The sequence below is a fragment of the Pseudomonas sp. LBUM1672 genome, from assembly GCF_059695655.1.
The window spans coordinates 2,133,118-2,148,588 of sequence record NZ_CP166781.1 but is presented as its reverse complement, the minus strand read 5'-3'; the positions used below and the strand labels follow the sequence as shown (position 1 = coordinate 2,148,588).

The following is a 15,471-nucleotide window of genomic DNA, read 5'->3' as shown; positions in this document are numbered from 1 at the left end:
ACACCATGGAACGCACCCTCGCCCAAGCAGCAACCCAACTTGGCCTGACTCGTCCGAAGCTCATCGCACGCATGCGTGAAAAAGGTCTGCTCAACGAGCGCAACCTACCGACCTACCCCAACCGTGATCGCGACTACCTGCGAATCAAGGACGGTCAGTGGTACCACGATCAGCTCGGAATGCAGTACAGCCAATCGACCCGGATCAAACAGCCCGGTATCCGTTGGCTAGCCGAGCAGTTGGGTATCGACCTACCCGCCATTCCGGCAGACAGCCGTGACGTGGCCTAGGGAATACGCCCGCCAGATCATCGCCATGCGGACACGAGAGGAGCGCAACGCCGCGCTCCTCGAAGTGCCCGAACATCTGCGCGAGCTGACCAAACGGCACTGCCTGAACGCCTGGAACCACCCGGCCAGAAAACAACGCAAGGAGGCCCAACAAAGCCATGAGTAGCACAGCACAAAACCCGCTCCGTCTGCACCCGGCACCGGAGTCCGCCACCGTTGAGTTGCTCTACCGCATATTCGGCGACGTCCTGATTCCGCTGGACAAAGTGCGCGAGCAGTACTTTCGCAATCTCAACGAGCAATCGTTCGTGGCCGAGATCAGCAGCGGCCGTATCCAGCTCCCCATCACCACACTGGACACCAGCCGCAAGGCACCGAAGTACGCCCACATCCGGCACGTCGCTTCCCTGATCGACATCCGCGCCTACAAGGCCGACGAAGACATGCAGCAGCAGCGGCAGCAGGACGACACCAACGAGTAACACCCAAAACCGAATGGCTGCCACCACCAGCCGAAGACTTCACCAGGAGCACACCACATGACTGCAGTTCAAATCTATGCGCTGGTAGCGATCGTCCTCATGACCGCCGGCGTTTACTGTCTCGCCTACCGCAATGGCTTCAGCAACGGCCGCGCCGAGGGACACTCAGAGGGCTACAGCGAAGGCTATGACGTCGGCGGCTGCGTTGGATTTCGAGACGGGATGGCTGAAGGCAAAACCATTCAACGATCTGAAAATTGGGAAGAGATTCGCAACTTGGAACACTCCCTCAATCAGGCAACTGACCAGCGCAAGAAACTGTACACCCACTACGAGCGCGCACTTGCAGCTTCAAAACTTGGTGAAAACGAACGACTCACCTTGCTGGAAATCGCCGAGAAGCTACGGATCGCATCTGAGACGTTCAGCGCCTTTCGCACCGGCAAAAAACTGGAACGCGACACCCGCACCCTCCGCGATCAGGCGCTAGCCATGGCTGCCCTGCTTGAGCCGGCCAAACAAGAGAACGCCGTATGAGCGAGATCCGTCCCCGATCCAGCAACCACCGCAATCCGGCTAACGCCCTATCAGCGGCTGATGAACCAACGCGCATTCGAACCTCGGAGGAAAGCGGCATGCAAAAGGACCAGCACAACACCCAATCCACGACCGCTGTGCTCCGCACGGAAATCAGCGTCGACACACTAGAAACAAACAGCCTCTGCTGCGCAGCTGCAGGCATTATTGCTCCTCTCAGCTCCACTGCCGAAGCACTTAGACCCCACGAAAAGCTGCGCTGGGCAGCGCTCGATGATGCAACGCTAAACGCTCAGAAACGCCCGCTCGCGCAGCCTGTCGTGGGGTATGAGAGCTCACTTAGCTTCAGCATCAATTTCCGTAATGATTTTCTCAAGGCTAAGAATATAGCCAGGAAGATCATTATGGATCTCGATCAGACGCCCTTCGAACCCACGCCGAACGTTGGCACTACACGCGTCGCTCGGGCTGATAGATCCCAAAAAGTCCAGAACAATCAGGCGCATATCGTAGGTGCTCTTCAGCAGAAACTTATCAGATCGCCCAGACTCCAGAGAACTCAAACGCTGGAGGATATCCAGCATTCCAGTTTCAACAAGAGCGCGATTCCTTCCAAAACAATTGGGATTGACCTGATCACCCTTGGTAAGCAGATGCTGAATTTCTTGAATCAGACGCCTCAACTGAAAGCAGTCGGCGATTTGTCTCTGATATTGGTCGGCTTCTCGTCGAAGCCCCTCAAGCCTTCGTTGCCAGGCCGGAACAGCACCCGCAGCCAAGATGGCGCCAATCGAACCAACTGCCTGCACCCAGGCAGGTGCAGCCTGACTTTCCCAAGACCACGTAAATACCCACCAACCTATCAACACAACCAAAGGCGACAGCATCAAAGCCTTCAACAGCGTGATGATGGGAATAGTTACGACAACTCTCTCGGGCAGCATCTTCATCTCCTTGCCTTCAATGGCGGCGAAAGATTGCCCCATCTTCCTTCTAAGTTCCAGGGGGCAGCATGAACACCGCGTTCATCCTGATGGCCCAATACAATGGCCGAGCAATCATCCCCCTGGACCAGGTCTGCAAGGACTACTTCACACACCTGACACCGGAAATGTTTCAGCGCAAGGTGCTAGCAGGCCAGATCAAAATTCCAATCACCCGATTGGAGCCCAGCCAGAAAAGTGCAAAGGGTATACACATCACTGATTTAGCGGCCTACCTAGAATTGCAACGCGAGGCGGCCGTGAAGGAATGCAACCAGCTCAACGGATACCGCCGAGCCAGCTAATTTACTGCTTGCCCCAGGCGCCCAGCTTTACGGGCGCCTGAATGATCTTCTCTAGCCACGGCCATTCGGCATAGTGGTCACCTCGTCCGCGCAGATGCGTGTATCTACGCAATGAATTCCAATCCCGATGCCCAGAAACACTGGCCACTCGCGGGATGTCCCAGTCCATTTCAAATAACCGGCTCACGCCGTCGTGCCGCAGATCGTGGAAGTGCAGATCTTCAATCATCAGAAACTTGCATGCCTTTGCCCAAGCAGTGGCGATCGATGACGAGTTGTAGGGGAAAATCTCTGCACGCTCCTTTGGCATGCTCTTCAGGATGCGCCAAGCTTCATCCGGGAGGTGACACCAAACATCGTTGCCAATCTTCTGGCCTGGGTTCTTCATGTCCCGCACCATCACCCGCTGACGCTCTTCATCGACGTCCTCCCAAAGCATTCGGCCGATCTCGTCTTGCCTACGCGTGGAGAACAACGCGAAGCCGGTGACTTTGAGCATATTGATCGAACTAGGGCGACGCTGCTGAATACCTACAAAGTGCTCAAGCACCTTATCCAGCTCTTCCTTGGTCGGCCGCCGATCCCGCTCGCGGCTTTTCATGTTGTATCCCAGCTTTCTCAACACCTTTCGAGCATCTGCCATCGCGTGGATATCGACCTCATACCCCCAAGCTGGCCGTGCAATCGATAGGACAGCCCCAAGGTGCGCCAGATCGTTACCGGCCGTCTGCGGCTGGACACCGCCGCCCTCTTTGCTCATACGCCAGAGTGCAAAATCCACCAAGCGCTGACTGTTGATAGCCGAATCAACGGTCTGGCCAAACTCCGTCGCCGCGATAGCATTTAGAGTGGCTTCCTTGGTTTTACCCAACGGCCGGACTTTCTCCATTTCATCCAGGTACTGCTTGATCATGTCCTGTACGGTGACGCCCTTGCGGTTCGCCCGCTCAATCGCACCAGGCTGATCTAGCTCTGCCTCACGTCGCCGCACCCACGCTTGTGCCGCCTGTTTCCGGGCGAAGGTCTGGCTCTCTTGGTAGACTTGCGCTCCATCGCGAAACAGGCGTATCTGTGCCGTGTAACTGACTGAGCCATCGGTGCGTTTTCGTGCTCTGATCGTTGCCATAGTGAACTGGTACAATTCCGAAAGTGATTGGTACATTGTACCAGCGCCATCGAAAAAACGCCTGAAAACGCCTAAAAACACGCTATAAATACGTTGAGCCAAATGGTACCAAACACCCACTCCAGCCCAGTAAACTCAAGCCCTGCGCTATCTCGGCGGTTTTCCGTCGCGCCGATGATGGATTGGACTGACCGCCACTGCCGCTTTTTCCTACGGCTACTCTCCAAGCACGCCCTCCTCTACACCGAAATGGTCACCACCGGCGCGCTCCTCAACGGCGATCACGACCGCTTCCTGCGTCACAACGAAGCCGAACACCCGCTCGCCCTGCAACTCGGTGGCAGTGTTCCATTGGACCTGGCCGCCTGCGCCCGCATGGCCCAGGACCACGGTTACGACGAGGTGAATCTGAATGTCGGCTGCCCGAGTGATCGGGTACAGAACAATATGATTGGCGCGTGCCTGATGGGGCATCCGCAGTTGGTGGCGGATTGTGTGAAGGCGATGCGCGATGCGGTGTCGATTCCGGTGACGGTGAAGCATCGGATCGGGATTAACGGACGGGACAGTTACGAGGAGTTGTGTGATTTCGTCGGCACGGTCCGGGATGCCGGGTGCACGAGTTTTACGGTGCATGCGCGGATTGCGATTCTGGAGGGGTTGTCGCCGAAGGAGAACCGTGACATTCCGCCTCTGCGTTATGACGTGGCGGCACGGTTGAAGGCGGATTTTCCGGAATTGGAGATTATTCTCAACGGCGGGATCAAGACGCTGGAGGCGTGTCATGCGCATTTGCTGACGTTCGACGGCGTGATGTTGGGCCGTGAGGCGTATCACAATCCTTATGTGATGGCTGAGGTGGATCAGCAGTTGTTTGGCAGCACGGCGCCGGTGATCACTCGAGCGGAGGCGCTGGCGCAGTTGCGGCCTTATATAGCGGCGCATATTGATGCGGGTGGTTCAATGCACCATATCACCCGGCATGTGCTGGGACTCGGCACCGGGTTTCCGGGGGCGCGCAAGTTTCGGCAGTTGTTGTCGGTGGATATTCACAAGGCTAAAGAGCCTTTGGCGTTGCTGGATCAGGCGGCGGAGTTGCTAGAAGGGCGTTAATCCGTTTTATCTTTATAAATACCAGGCTGGCGGGTCCGCAGCCTGGTTCAAGTGTCAGAGCGCTGCTGCTTCAGTCCAGTTAACCCAACCGAATACCCAAGTCGCCAGGATCAGCAAACCGAATGCGATCCGGTACCAGGCGAATGCGGCGTAGCTATGGCTGGCGATAAACTTGAGCAAGCCGCGCACGGCGATCATGGCGAAAAAGAACGCGGTGACGAAGCCCAAGGCGAAGACTGGCAGGTCGCCGGCCTGGAACAGATCGCGATACTTGTAGCCTGAATAGACCGCCGCACCGACCATGGTCGGCATGGCCAGGAAGAACGAGAACTCGGTGGCCGCCTTGCGCGACAGTCCAAACAGCAACCCACCGATAATGGTCGACCCAGAGCGTGAGGTGCCCGGTATCATCGCCAGGCATTGAGCGAAACCAACCTTTAACGCGTCAGACCAGCGCATGTCGTCGACATGGTCGACATACACCACATGTTCCCGCTGCTCAGCCCACAACATGATGATGCCGCCCACAACCAATGCAGTCGCCACGGTGATTGGGTTGAACAGATACTCATGAATCTTATCGGCGAACAATACGCCCAAGACGACGGCCGGCATAAAACCGATCAATAAGTTCAAGGTAAAACGTTGTGCATTGCGTTGGATTGGCAGGCCTGTGAAGATCTCGAGGATCTTGCGGCGAAACTCCCATACCACAGCAAGGATGGCGCCCAGTTGAATGATGATGTTGAAGGCCATCGCTCGCTCACCGCCGAAGTCGAGCAGGTCCGCCACAATGATCTGGTGGCCAGTACTGGATATAGGCAAAAACTCCGTCAGCCCTTCCACCACGCCTAAAATCAATACCGTTACGGTAGTCCAAAAATCCATTAATCCCCCTCATCGACAAAAGCAAATCCGCTGACGAACTTCAAATTTAGCGCCAACGCGTCAGTAAAGCGCATTTAGCCTTCTATTAAAACTCAACGTTAACAATCGTCCATGACCACAACATCAACCGGGGTGTTATATAACAACCCATATCACCTAGTTCAAAACTAACGACAGGCCCAAAACGACACATAAATCAGACTAGTTACGTCAACTCATAATACCCATTTAACCAATTCAACTACGGATGCTCTAGCCACCGGTGCCATGCTTATTGAACTGGAAAAGCGGGACATTGAGCGAAAAGATGGCACAATGATACTCCTTTGCCACTGCGCGGACCAAGCGCACGCAGCACAAAGGATCTCGTCAGATTGACAGCAATGTTAAAAAATTTGTGACGCCTGCTTGAAAAATCCGTGAAATGTTACCAATTGTCAGTCACAAATGAGAATTGGTGCTTTAACATCCAAATGTCAGCACCCAGCCGAGTCAAAGCATGATGCTTACAGGGAAATTAACGAATACCAGCCACAGCCACGCAAAGGAGGTGACGGGTATTCTCACCATTGGGCGGACCCATAGTTTAGCTGAGGGTTTCAAGACATCAGTTGCAAGTTATGTAGCGCATGATATACCCGTTGATACGATGTGCTACAACAACTCGTTTAAAAAAAACAAGGAACTCTATTCATACCGTGCAGCATTCATAGTCATTGATAGCCCTCAGGCATTCGATGAAAGCCTCGCCCTCGTGGAAAATATGCGTGCCGACAACCAGGCCCTTATTATCTTTGTGGCCATCACTGGCAAAGGCACTTATAACAAGATGAAATACTATCTTGCAGGGGCCGACCATTGTATTAAATTCAGCATGACTCCTGAAGAAAAAACGGACGCACTTTCCGAGTTCTTTAATAGCGCAGAATGGCACAAGCAGCACAATTTGCTCTTGGATCCGACGCGCATGTGCTTGATTGGAGACTACAAGAAGCTGGATGTATCGTTTCCGGAAATGAAAATTCTTGAAGCTTTTTCCGAAACGAAAAATCAAATATTGAGCCATGATGAAATCGCCAGAATCATGGGTCTGAATATAACGTTTTATGACCCAAGAGCCTTGGAAAAATCTATCAGCCGCCTTCGCGGAAAGATAAAAGGTATGTATGGCACCAACGCCATTCAAAGTATTCGTGGGCATGGATATCGTCTTGTCAGGGGTCTGATCTCGACCGCCTGATGATTAATATGCAGGGAGTTATTGCAATATGAACGCTACGATGAGCGCGTCACACATCTATCGTGCGAGTCATTATCTGTCTCGACAATTGATCCTCACTCGCGACGACTGCCCATTTGGCAGTGAGATCAGAATTCAGTTTGACGCCAGTCAGACTCATGCATCCTATGCTGTACCGCAAGAGATAAACGGCATTTACAGTGAAGTTCTCATGCAGACTCGGCTGATTGCCTTTTCGCTAAAGGACCATAATATTTCTAGCAAAAACAAATACTTAAGCCGTCGATTCGTTTGCGCTGGGCAGTCAGATCTGGCCGATTCCGCACTCACGGAAGAGTTGATACAGTCCAGCGACGCCCTTCGCAACTTTGGCCAGACACTGGTTATCGCGTTCAATGAGTTACCCCTTTCGGCGGTCAGCTTCATTGATAAAAAGAAAATCCTCAACAACGTATATCTGTTGAAAGATCACGGTGTAGAAATCGCGTTCGATGGCTATAACATCGAAAACGAAAGTATCGAAATATTTACAACCCTGAATCTTTTCGACTATATAAAGATTCCTCTTTCAGCCCTAGACTTGAGCCTTAAACTGACGGGCAACCCCGATTTATTCAATCGTCTGCACGAACGCATGACCATGCTGACTCACACCACCAAAGTCGCGTTTATAGCTGACAGAGTCGAGCATGCGGCTAGCCATATACTGGCACGCGCATTACCTTTTGATTACTTTCAAGGGAGCCATTACTCCCCTGCCGACATCCTATTAAACTAAAATCCGAGTGCACCCCTTCAGGAGAGAGACATGGAAAGCAGTACACCCCTCCCCAGAAAATATTTTGTCGTCGTTACTCATAGCCCGGCATTACAACTTGAGCTTGAGGCATTACTATCGAGCGAGCGATATAATTCATTCGGTACGTCGCAGGCAAAGATGTTTGTCGAAGGTGTTGCCCTACCTTCTTCCGCCCCTAAGCTAATGGAATTTATTTCCCCTCACCTTGACAGGTTTGTCCCTCCTGTTATCAAACATGATACACAGCGCATACTCTCGACCTTCGAATCCGAGTGGCGAGCGGCGCAGTCAGAAACACGGTTTAATAACAGATCCTCACTGGCAGATGAAGATCGAGATGACACCCGGGACTCCCTGTCCAATGTGTCGACCAGCCCCCACTACCCTTATACCGAAGCCTGGCGACTCAGCAATGTCAATGGCGCTTTGATTAAAGACGACGTCGAAATTGTCTTGACTGGCCTGGAGGCCACACTGGTCAAAAAGATGCTGCACCATGATGACCGGGTAGTCAGTAAAGATGACCTTATTCGGAGCATTGGCAGAGAACCCGAACATTATCGAGGCCTGGAAATGTGCCTGAGCCGGCTACAGGAAAAGTTTAAAAATGCCAGTAATGGTGAGCGTCTTTTCCGAGCGGTTAGAAATCGCGGCTATTGCCTGATTCAAAAAATCATTCGGGGGAAAAGCCTCACCTGAGCCAATGAAATGACCACCATGGTAGTGCATACAAAAACAACAAAAGCACCCCACCACTTCATCTTTTCAGCACCTCTCTCCTCTCAAATAAATCCCGCTTGAACCTCCCCTCAAACAACTTAAATTCTCGACTATTTCTAACACCTCGCCACCCCCAACATAACCGTCAAACAAATAACTCACCCGTTAAAAGTCGTCAGACAGCTTTCAGCCCAATAAATTAATCTATTCACTGACGAGCGCGCCGCACAGTGGCGTTTCGACCGTCAATGCTTTGCCCTCTTATAAAAATAATAATGTTTGTTACATCAACTTGGCTGTTGTCTGTCGACGCGCGAATGGACGTATTTTGGGGATATCGCATGGTTAACAATCTTCGTATCAATCGAAATACCCACCTCAAAGGATTGACCTTCTGGGGACAATGGGCACTGGGTCAGGGCTTTGTTGTAGCCCTGTTGTTTCTATTGGTTTATTACCAGACCGGAACGGTAGAGTTCTATTATCGAGTGTGCGCAATTCTGACGGTACTTGCTTCGGTTCCCGCCTATACCTGGTGTGGCGTCTATGCGAAGAAAGATAACTACCTGGAGGGATTGGGACGTTTGTTGATGGGCTGGACAATGACCCTGGCGGCATTGGCCTGTGTGGCGTTCATCTGCAAGGCTGATGAACTGTTTTCCCGTCAACTGATTCTGGTATGGGCCGCCTGCGGTTACATCGGGCAGGCACTGTTTTACGTTCCGCTGCACGGCTTCTCGCAATACTATCAACGCTCACTTCAAAGCGAGCATAAAACCCTGATCGTCGGTACCGGTGAGTTGGCATTGGGACTCGCCAGGAAGCTGCGTAGCCTTGAACACTTCCCACTGGTGGGGTTGGTCAGCACCGACACCACGCTCCCGCTGGCGATGGGCTCACCGCCGATCGTAGGCCCGCAGGAGCAGCTGCTGGAGTTGATCAAGGCCCATGACATCCGACGTTTGTACATCACGCTGCCCCTGAGTGAAGCGGCAAAAATCGAAGCGATGTATATCGATTTGCTGGGTGCCAACGTAGACGTGGTCTGGGTACCGGACTTGAACAGCCTGACGCTGCTCAACCACTCGGTAAGAGTCGTGGACGGCCTGCCGGCGATCTACTTGAATGAAAGCCCGTTGACCAGCCAGCCGACCGCGGCACTGAGTAAGAGCCTGCTGGAAAAGAGCGTGGCGCTGTTGGCCATTGTGCTTCTGAGCCCGCTGCTGTTGCTGATTGCCCTGGCCGTTAAACTCAACTCCCCGGGCCCGGTGTTTTTCAAGCAAGACCGTCACGGCTGGAATGGCAAGGTGATCCAGGTCTGGAAGTTTCGCTCGATGCGCGTGCACGATGATCTGGAGGTCAAGCAAGCCAGCCGTAACGATTCGCGGATCACTCCGGTTGGACGCTTTATCCGTCGCACTTCGCTCGATGAACTGCCGCAACTGATCAATGTGCTGCAAGGCCATATGGCTTTGGTCGGGCCACGTCCGCACGCCGTTGCGCACAATGATTACTACTCCGGGAAAATTCTCGCCTACATGGCGCGTCACCGAATCAAACCGGGGATTACCGGGTTGGCTCAAATCAACGGTTGCCGCGGCGAGACCGACACCATCGACAAAATGCAGAAGCGTGTGGAGATCGATCTCAAGTACATCAATAACTGGTCGTTGTGGCTGGACCTGAAGATCTTGGTAAAGACACCTTTCACCTTGCTGTCAAAAGACATTTATTGATGGCTTAGAAATCAGAAACCGCAAAACGACAAGGGGACGAAAGTCCCCTTTTTCGTGGGCGTCTATCAGGCTTGGATACGGACTCAAGACCATTAACAGGGGATCTATGCCAGCCCCCTGCTTACCGTTGTGAATAGGTGGGATAACGCAGGGAATCCTGCGCAGAAGTGTCCTCACTGTAAAACCTTCCGGGCATCACCCTTCCGGTTCACCGCGTCGCGAACTACAACGCCTGTCGCCCTGTAGTTCGCCCGCCTTCACTCAGTGATTTTGTCGAAGTTGCGGTAGAACAAATCGCTGTCACGGCTATCGGTCATGGAATGCAGCCAGTAGCTGCGATTGAGCCGCGCACCGCCGTCCCGGGTCAGCGGAGACCAGACGATATTGGCGCGACGCATGGTCGACATGCTCATCAGTTCGTCGAAAGGAATGGAGATGTAGATGCCCTTGTCGAAGCTGCCTTCGCCGTATTCCTCTTTTGTCGCGGTGGTGAGCGTGGCCCAGGCACCGAATCGTACACCATTACGGAACTCCCGCGACAGGTCGACGGTGGCGCCCCAATCCCGCGCCAGGTAACGGCCGACACTGACGGCTGCCTGGGTATCGAAAGGCAAATCGGTATAGCCGGTGATGTGGCCGGTCACGGTTGAGTAATCACGCAGGCCAAAGCCCTGGTTGAACTCGCGCTGACGCACGTAGTTCAGGTCTGCACCCACCGACCAGCGCTGGCCTGCCGGACGAAACAGCACCTCACCGCCAACCCCGGCAAACATCGACTCCAGATAGCCGCCGTAGACCATGCCGTACAGGTCTTTATCCAACTGCTCGGCATGGGTGAGTTGGAACGTGGGCATGGTGACGTCAGAGGTCGTGAGGTACTTGCGCAGGTCCGTCCGTACTCGAGGCAAGCCACTCGGTGCGTCGTAGGTAAAGTTGTCGTAGTTGTTCACCAGGTTGGCACTGAGCAGGCCGCTCCACCAGGTATTGCGCGTGAAGCGATACTCGGCGTCCGCATCGGCACTCAACTGATAGAGCAAACCGTCAGGGCCACCGACGTTCTGTTTGTAGCCCAGCCCGATGCCGTAGTTGAACGGATCGCGCGCCGCAGTAAAGAGCGTGGTCTCGTTGTGCGGCATCGCCCCATTGACCTCGGTCGTGCGGTGCAACGTTTGCAGCGGCTCCTCGTTATTGACCACTTCGCGAAAGGTCTGGCGAGGCACGCTGGTTTCTTCCAGCGGCATGTCGTAGCGCTTGTTCACCAAGGTGAACCAGTCGATATCGTCATTGACGCTGTTGTCCAGGATCCGGCTGGCGCGGCCGACAGCTTTGGCTGAATGGAAATAATTGGTCTGCTCGCCGTACACAAACAACTCGGGGCCGCGCTGGGTGATGCGCTCGACTTTGTAGCCGGCATTTTTCTGCAAGCGTTGGGACACGTTGGCCCAATTGACCTGATCCGGAGGGGTGGCGGGTGCCTGTGTCGGCAAACGCTCCGCCGGCGGATCGTAAGTCTTGGCCGGCGTCTTGCGGCTGACGAAGTTGGTATGCAGTGTGATGCCGAACATCGCGGTATTGCCGCGCTCCCAACCCGCGCTGAGATCCACCGAATCGGTCAGCTTGAACACAGCGCCGATATTGATGGGCGAATCTTGCTTGATGGCATTGTCTTTCGGCTCGTTTTTGTAGTCGTTGCCTTCGTACTCGAGCTTCAGGCTGAGCGGGTCCCACGGTGTCTGGTAGGTGACGCCGCCAAACAATGAAGGTCGCCCACGGAAATAGGCATTGGTGTTGACGTCACCGGTGCCCTCGCCGTCCGGCCGGGTGTTGAAGCGATCCGCCGCCCAACCCAGCGGGTTGTCGAAATCGCCTCGATTGCCGATGTATCCCCAGGCGATACCGGCGCTGAAATCAAAGTCGTCATAGCGTTTGTTGGCGACCAGGAATTCGCTGGAGAACAGGCCGGTACCGCCGATGTCGCGAAAGCCCAGGGCCAACTCAGGCGCCCAGTGGCTTTCTTGCCACAGGCGCACCTTGAGGTCCACGGCTTTGTCTTTATAACTCTGGTCGCCACTCAACGACTCGGGGCCATACCGGCGGTTGGTGATCGCGGTGTAGCGAAACGAACCTTCCAGCCATTCGAACGGCTGCAATGAAACGCTGTAACGGGTATAGGGATCGGTTCGACTGGCATTCACGCTCAGTTCACCGGCCGGGGCCATTCGGGCCGTCGGCGTCTGCATCAAGCCCACGCCGCCGAAATCATTTTGAGTCAATCGCGGCTCTGCGTGAGCCAAACCACACGGCAACAACAGCACTGCAGCAAAACGTAAATTCAAGGAACCACCTCAGCCAGTTGCGTGGCAAGAAATTCGGCCAACTGCTGATTCAGTTCAGGTATAGGCGGATTAAGATCATCGGTTTTGACAGGAACCAGGATTTTGCTACCGGCCGCAGGCACCTGCCCGCTTTCGCGATTCCACGGCGCAATGCCGACCCGGCGGGTGACACCATCGGGCTGAATGATCCAGAGGTAATCGGCGTCGGCATCGACCAAAGGCGAACACCCTTGCAAGTAATCGCGGGCTTCCTGCAGCGGGCGATAAGCGAGCCGGCACGGTTCGGCGACAGCGCCCAGCACTTCAACCCCATCGGAACGCATCGGGTAGATCAGGCTGTCGCCATCATCGAGTCGGAAGTTGCGCGCGAACCCGACCTCGACCGCGACCGGATCCAGCACCGCCACCTGACGCCCGGTGACCGGCCAGCGGCTGACGTGCTCGTACAACCGCAACGCCAATGCCGCCCGGCTCGGGCGATCGAAGAGCAATGCGGTGCGTTGCAGCACCTTCAAATCGAACAAGACCCCGGCTTTGAGCCGAGTCTGCTCCTCGATCAATGAGTGTCGCAGCCAGGCGGCCGCCAGCCAGTAGCTTTCAGGATTGGGTTGCGCGACACGCATCACGTCCAGCACGCGGCCCCCGGGTTGCAGTTCGACCGGCCCCGGATTGCGCACATCGCCGCTGACGGTGACGGCCGCATTCGCGCCGCCGGCGATCAACAACAGGCACGTCCATAACACCTTGGGAAACTTCAACGGACAGCCCTGCGTTCAGAGGTCAACTGCACGATCTTCACCCTGAGTTGCCCCGTCAGTTGCTGCTCACTCTGGAGGATGAAACCGTTAGCCGGGTCGACCCAATAATGATTGGTCGCGCGCAGGCCAATGGCCGGAGCCTCTATCTGCTCATCGACACGCAGCACGGCGTATTCCTTGTCCAGGATCCTGATGGTCTCCATGGGTTTTCGGTTGAAGCGACTGCGCACGACCACACCCACTTCGTAACCGCGATAAAGATCGATCCAGCGCTGGCTGGTGTAGCCATCGGGCAATCGGTGAAGGCCTTGCTTGAACGGCGAATCCGCTTCGATACGGGTCCCGTCCAGGTCACCTTCGAAGCCCAGTCCGACAGTACGAACCGCCAGGCCGTCGCGCAGCAACAGCACCTGCTTGCCGGACGCGACCCAGTACTGCAAGTCGCCTCGCTCACGCACCATCGCCAACACCCCTTCACCAGAAGGGGTGGACAATTTGAGTTGCGGATACTGAACTTCGGCCACTTGCGCCGGGGTCAACTCCAGGTCGTCGGGCCCGGCGGCCACGGCTTTGAAGTTGGCCAACGTGGCCTTCATCAGCGGATTACATCCACACAACAGCAAGGCCGCCATCAAGCAGACGCTAACTTTCAACGTTCTCACAGTGGGACCAGACCTTATCTGCTGTTGGCTTCACTTAAATTGTTTTGTGCCGCCGCGCCCATGCCGAGAATCGAGGCCGATGGCACCAATTGACTGATGAAGCGGTTCCAGCGGGTGACGTTGGCAGGGCCTACGTAAACAATGTCCTGGGGACGAACATCGAAGTGAGTGGCGAGCGCCATGGCGGACGGCGACTCGGCTTGCAGCTGATAGATCTTGGCGGGTTCGACATCGAGGTTTTCCACCCCACGAATGACGTACACGGCGTTGCCGTTGGAGGTGGTCTGGTTCAATCCGCCTACCGAGCCAATGACGTCAGAAAGATTCATGGTGCGGGTCTTGAACGTCAACGCACGCGGCTGATTGACCTCGCCCATCACGTAGATCTTTTTGCTGTCGTTGTACGGCAAGTACAACTGATCACCGCCTCTGAGGTAAACGTTTTGCAACTCGGCATTTTGCTGATTGAGCCCATCGAGATTCAGCGGATAGCTCCGTCCATTTCGCGTCAACAGCAACCCGGACAAATCCGCATTCAGCGGATCGACACCGGCCGAACCCAAGGCTTCGACCACATTGAGCGGGTTGGTGGAAATCGCTTGCGGGCCAGCTCTCAATACGGCGCCCGACACCACCACTTTCTGACTGGCAAAGCGCAATACGGCGACGTCCACTTGTGGGTCCGAGATGAAGGTCGATAACTTCTCGGCGATGTCGGATCGCAGTTGCTGGATGGTCTTTCCGGCTGCCTGGACTTCTTTGATGTAGGGGTAATAAAGCGTGCCATCGGAACGCACAAGACGGCCGTTCGCATCGATCTGCTGTTGCGCGCCAGAAGGTGCGGTCAGCTCGGGGTGATCCCATACCGTGATGTACAAGACATCGTTGTTGCCAATGCGGTATTCGTCGGGCGTGGTCAGCAATTCCGGAGGCAATGACTCATGTGTCTGAGTGGCCCTGTCCATGGCGATGAGCTTGGGGGTAATCGGAATAAGCTCGACCCGACTGTTTTCACTGGCGCCTTCGCGAGTGATATCGCTGGTGCTCATATGTTGCCCCGGCGAAAACATACAACCTTGCAAAGCAATACTTGCCAGCATTAAAAAAGGAACACTACGAATCATAATGGCACTACGCTATTCAAGGGCAAACCCAAAACAAGATCGCCCAGTGTTAGCCGGGCAATCTTGTGTGACACCTGCGGTATTTTTTCAGTTTGTGCCGGTGGTCCCGGTAGTGCCAGTTGTCCCGGTACTTCCGGTGGTTCCGCCATTGGAACTTCCACCACTGCTGGAGGCCGCCACGGCACCTGAAACCAGCGCAGTGCTGGCCAGTGCAGCTTGTGCCGCCGTTACATCACCCAGCACTTTTGTATCCAGTGTGAGGGGTGCTTCGACCGCGAAGGCCCCACTGCTCATCAGGGACAGCACGGCAATGACTATCATCTTTTTCATATCAAACTCCTTCCTGCGTGTTCTTTATATCTACGGACTTGC

The 15,471-nt window shown here is 54.7% G+C and carries 17 protein-coding genes; 9 read left to right on the top strand and 8 right to left on the bottom strand.

Going from position 1 to position 15,471, the window contains the following annotated elements; genetic code table 11:
* The first annotated feature begins 5 nt into the window (after positions 1-5).
* The 3 genes from ACA053_RS09690 to ACA053_RS09680 all read left to right on the top strand — a co-directional run bounded on the left by ACA053_RS09690 (position 6) and on the right by ACA053_RS09680 (position 1,309).
* The gene (locus ACA053_RS09690) at positions 6-290 is read left to right on the top strand and encodes a phage antirepressor KilAC domain-containing protein (RefSeq protein WP_497395162.1); all 285 of its coding nucleotides are present in this window, start codon (positions 6-8) and stop codon (positions 288-290) included.
* Positions 291-448: 158 nt separating this feature from the next.
* Complete coding sequence (locus ACA053_RS09685) at positions 449-772, top strand: pyocin activator PrtN family protein (RefSeq protein ID WP_497395160.1); 324 nt, start codon at positions 449-451, stop codon at positions 770-772.
* 57 nt (positions 773-829) lie between these two features.
* Entirely contained in the window at positions 830-1,309 is a 480-nt protein-coding gene (locus ACA053_RS09680; RefSeq protein WP_497395159.1) for a hypothetical protein, read from the top strand.
* A gap of 335 nt (positions 1,310-1,644) precedes the next feature.
* Here ACA053_RS09680 and ACA053_RS09675 read toward each other — a convergent pair whose 3' ends face one another.
* Positions 1,645-2,295, bottom strand: coding sequence for a hypothetical protein (locus ACA053_RS09675; RefSeq protein ID WP_497395157.1), 651 nt, complete (start codon positions 2,293-2,295; stop codon positions 1,645-1,647).
* A gap of 26 nt (positions 2,296-2,321) precedes the next feature.
* On the opposite strand from ACA053_RS09675, the gene ACA053_RS09670 reads away from it, so the two are divergent.
* Positions 2,322-2,597 (top strand): pyocin activator PrtN family protein, encoded by a 276-nt coding sequence (locus tag ACA053_RS09670; RefSeq protein WP_497395155.1) that lies wholly within the window; start codon positions 2,322-2,324, stop codon positions 2,595-2,597.
* A 1-nt stretch (position 2,598) separates the two neighbouring features.
* On the opposite strand, the gene ACA053_RS09665 is transcribed toward ACA053_RS09670, so the two are convergent.
* Positions 2,599-3,723 carry a site-specific integrase gene (locus ACA053_RS09665; protein WP_497396141.1) on the bottom strand — a complete coding sequence of 375 codons (1,125 nt, stop codon included), beginning with the start codon at positions 3,721-3,723 and terminating at the stop codon, positions 2,599-2,601.
* 102 nt (positions 3,724-3,825) lie between these two features.
* Here ACA053_RS09665 and dusA point away from each other — a divergent pair, with 102 nt between their 5' ends.
* Entirely contained in the window at positions 3,826-4,836 is a 1,011-nt protein-coding gene (dusA, locus tag ACA053_RS09660; RefSeq protein ID WP_497395153.1) for a tRNA dihydrouridine(20/20a) synthase DusA, read from the top strand.
* 54 nt (positions 4,837-4,890) lie between these two features.
* Here the strand turns inward: dusA and ACA053_RS09655 are convergent, their stop codons facing one another.
* A complete protein-coding gene (locus tag ACA053_RS09655) occupies positions 4,891-5,724 on the bottom strand; it encodes an undecaprenyl-diphosphate phosphatase (protein ID WP_109629068.1) in 834 nt (277 codons plus the stop codon).
* A gap of 499 nt (positions 5,725-6,223) precedes the next feature.
* Between ACA053_RS09655 and ACA053_RS09650 the strand changes: the two genes are divergently transcribed.
* The 4 genes from ACA053_RS09650 to ACA053_RS09635 all read left to right on the top strand — a co-directional run bounded on the left by ACA053_RS09650 (position 6,224) and on the right by ACA053_RS09635 (position 10,219).
* Entirely contained in the window at positions 6,224-6,964 is a 741-nt protein-coding gene (locus ACA053_RS09650; protein WP_497395151.1) for a winged helix-turn-helix domain-containing protein, read from the top strand.
* Between the two features lie 28 nt (positions 6,965-6,992).
* Positions 6,993-7,742 (top strand): EAL domain-containing protein, encoded by a 750-nt coding sequence (locus ACA053_RS09645; protein ID WP_109629064.1) that lies wholly within the window; start codon positions 6,993-6,995, stop codon positions 7,740-7,742.
* A gap of 30 nt (positions 7,743-7,772) precedes the next feature.
* A complete protein-coding gene (locus ACA053_RS09640) occupies positions 7,773-8,462 on the top strand; it encodes a helix-turn-helix domain-containing protein (protein WP_497395150.1) in 690 nt (229 codons plus the stop codon).
* A 362-nt stretch (positions 8,463-8,824) separates the two neighbouring features.
* Positions 8,825-10,219 carry an undecaprenyl-phosphate glucose phosphotransferase gene (locus ACA053_RS09635; protein WP_109629060.1) on the top strand — a complete coding sequence of 465 codons (1,395 nt, stop codon included), beginning with the start codon at positions 8,825-8,827 and terminating at the stop codon, positions 10,217-10,219.
* A gap of 257 nt (positions 10,220-10,476) precedes the next feature.
* On the opposite strand, the gene ACA053_RS09630 is transcribed toward ACA053_RS09635, so the two are convergent.
* The 5 genes from ACA053_RS09630 to ACA053_RS09610 form a co-directional block, all read right to left on the bottom strand.
* Positions 10,477-12,555, bottom strand: a complete 2,079-nt coding sequence (locus ACA053_RS09630; RefSeq protein WP_109629058.1) for a YjbH domain-containing protein — start codon at positions 12,553-12,555, stop codon at positions 10,477-10,479.
* Positions 12,552-13,313, bottom strand: a complete 762-nt coding sequence (locus ACA053_RS09625; protein WP_497395148.1) for a capsule biosynthesis GfcC family protein — start codon at positions 13,311-13,313, stop codon at positions 12,552-12,554. Before ACA053_RS09625 ends, ACA053_RS09630 begins: the two co-directional genes overlap by 4 nt.
* Positions 13,310-13,975, bottom strand: a complete 666-nt coding sequence (locus ACA053_RS09620) for a YjbF family lipoprotein (protein WP_497316882.1) — start codon at positions 13,973-13,975, stop codon at positions 13,310-13,312. The genes ACA053_RS09625 and ACA053_RS09620 overlap by 4 nt, the downstream gene beginning before the upstream one ends.
* 14 nt (positions 13,976-13,989) lie before the next feature.
* Positions 13,990-15,099: a polysaccharide biosynthesis/export family protein gene (locus ACA053_RS09615; protein WP_497316880.1), complete on the bottom strand. Its 1,110-nt coding sequence runs from the start codon at positions 15,097-15,099 to the stop codon at positions 13,990-13,992.
* Positions 15,100-15,186: 87 nt separating this feature from the next.
* A complete protein-coding gene (locus ACA053_RS09610; protein ID WP_497316878.1) occupies positions 15,187-15,429 on the bottom strand; it encodes a hypothetical protein in 243 nt (80 codons plus the stop codon).
* Positions 15,430-15,471: the final 42 nt, after the last annotated feature.

Bases quoted from the DNA above. Each gene is read 5' to 3' on its own strand.
- ACA053_RS09685 (WP_497395160.1), top strand. From the start codon at position 449: ATGAGTAGCACAGCACAAAACCCGCTCCGTCTGCACCCGGCACCGGAG.
- ACA053_RS09655 (WP_109629068.1), bottom strand. From the start codon at position 5,724: ATGGATTTTTGGACTACCGTAACGGTATTGATTTTAGGCGTGGTGGAA.
- ACA053_RS09650 (WP_497395151.1), top strand. From the start codon at position 6,224: ATGATGCTTACAGGGAAATTAACGAATACCAGCCACAGCCACGCAAAG.
- ACA053_RS09635 (WP_109629060.1), top strand. From the start codon at position 8,825: ATGGTTAACAATCTTCGTATCAATCGAAATACCCACCTCAAAGGATTG.
- ACA053_RS09670 (WP_497395155.1), top strand. From the start codon at position 2,322: ATGAACACCGCGTTCATCCTGATGGCCCAATACAATGGCCGAGCAATC.
- ACA053_RS09640 (WP_497395150.1), top strand. From the start codon at position 7,773: ATGGAAAGCAGTACACCCCTCCCCAGAAAATATTTTGTCGTCGTTACT.
- ACA053_RS09645 (WP_109629064.1), top strand. From the start codon at position 6,993: ATGAACGCTACGATGAGCGCGTCACACATCTATCGTGCGAGTCATTAT.
- ACA053_RS09680 (WP_497395159.1), top strand. From the start codon at position 830: ATGACTGCAGTTCAAATCTATGCGCTGGTAGCGATCGTCCTCATGACC.
- ACA053_RS09675 (WP_497395157.1), bottom strand. From the start codon at position 2,295: ATGGGGCAATCTTTCGCCGCCATTGAAGGCAAGGAGATGAAGATGCTG.
- ACA053_RS09665 (WP_497396141.1), bottom strand. From the start codon at position 3,723: ATGGCAACGATCAGAGCACGAAAACGCACCGATGGCTCAGTCAGTTAC.
- ACA053_RS09615 (WP_497316880.1), bottom strand. From the start codon at position 15,099: ATGATTCGTAGTGTTCCTTTTTTAATGCTGGCAAGTATTGCTTTGCAA.
- ACA053_RS09690 (WP_497395162.1), top strand. From the start codon at position 6: ATGGAACGCACCCTCGCCCAAGCAGCAACCCAACTTGGCCTGACTCGT.
- ACA053_RS09610 (WP_497316878.1), bottom strand. From the start codon at position 15,429: ATGAAAAAGATGATAGTCATTGCCGTGCTGTCCCTGATGAGCAGTGGG.
- dusA (WP_497395153.1), top strand. From the start codon at position 3,826: ATGGTACCAAACACCCACTCCAGCCCAGTAAACTCAAGCCCTGCGCTA.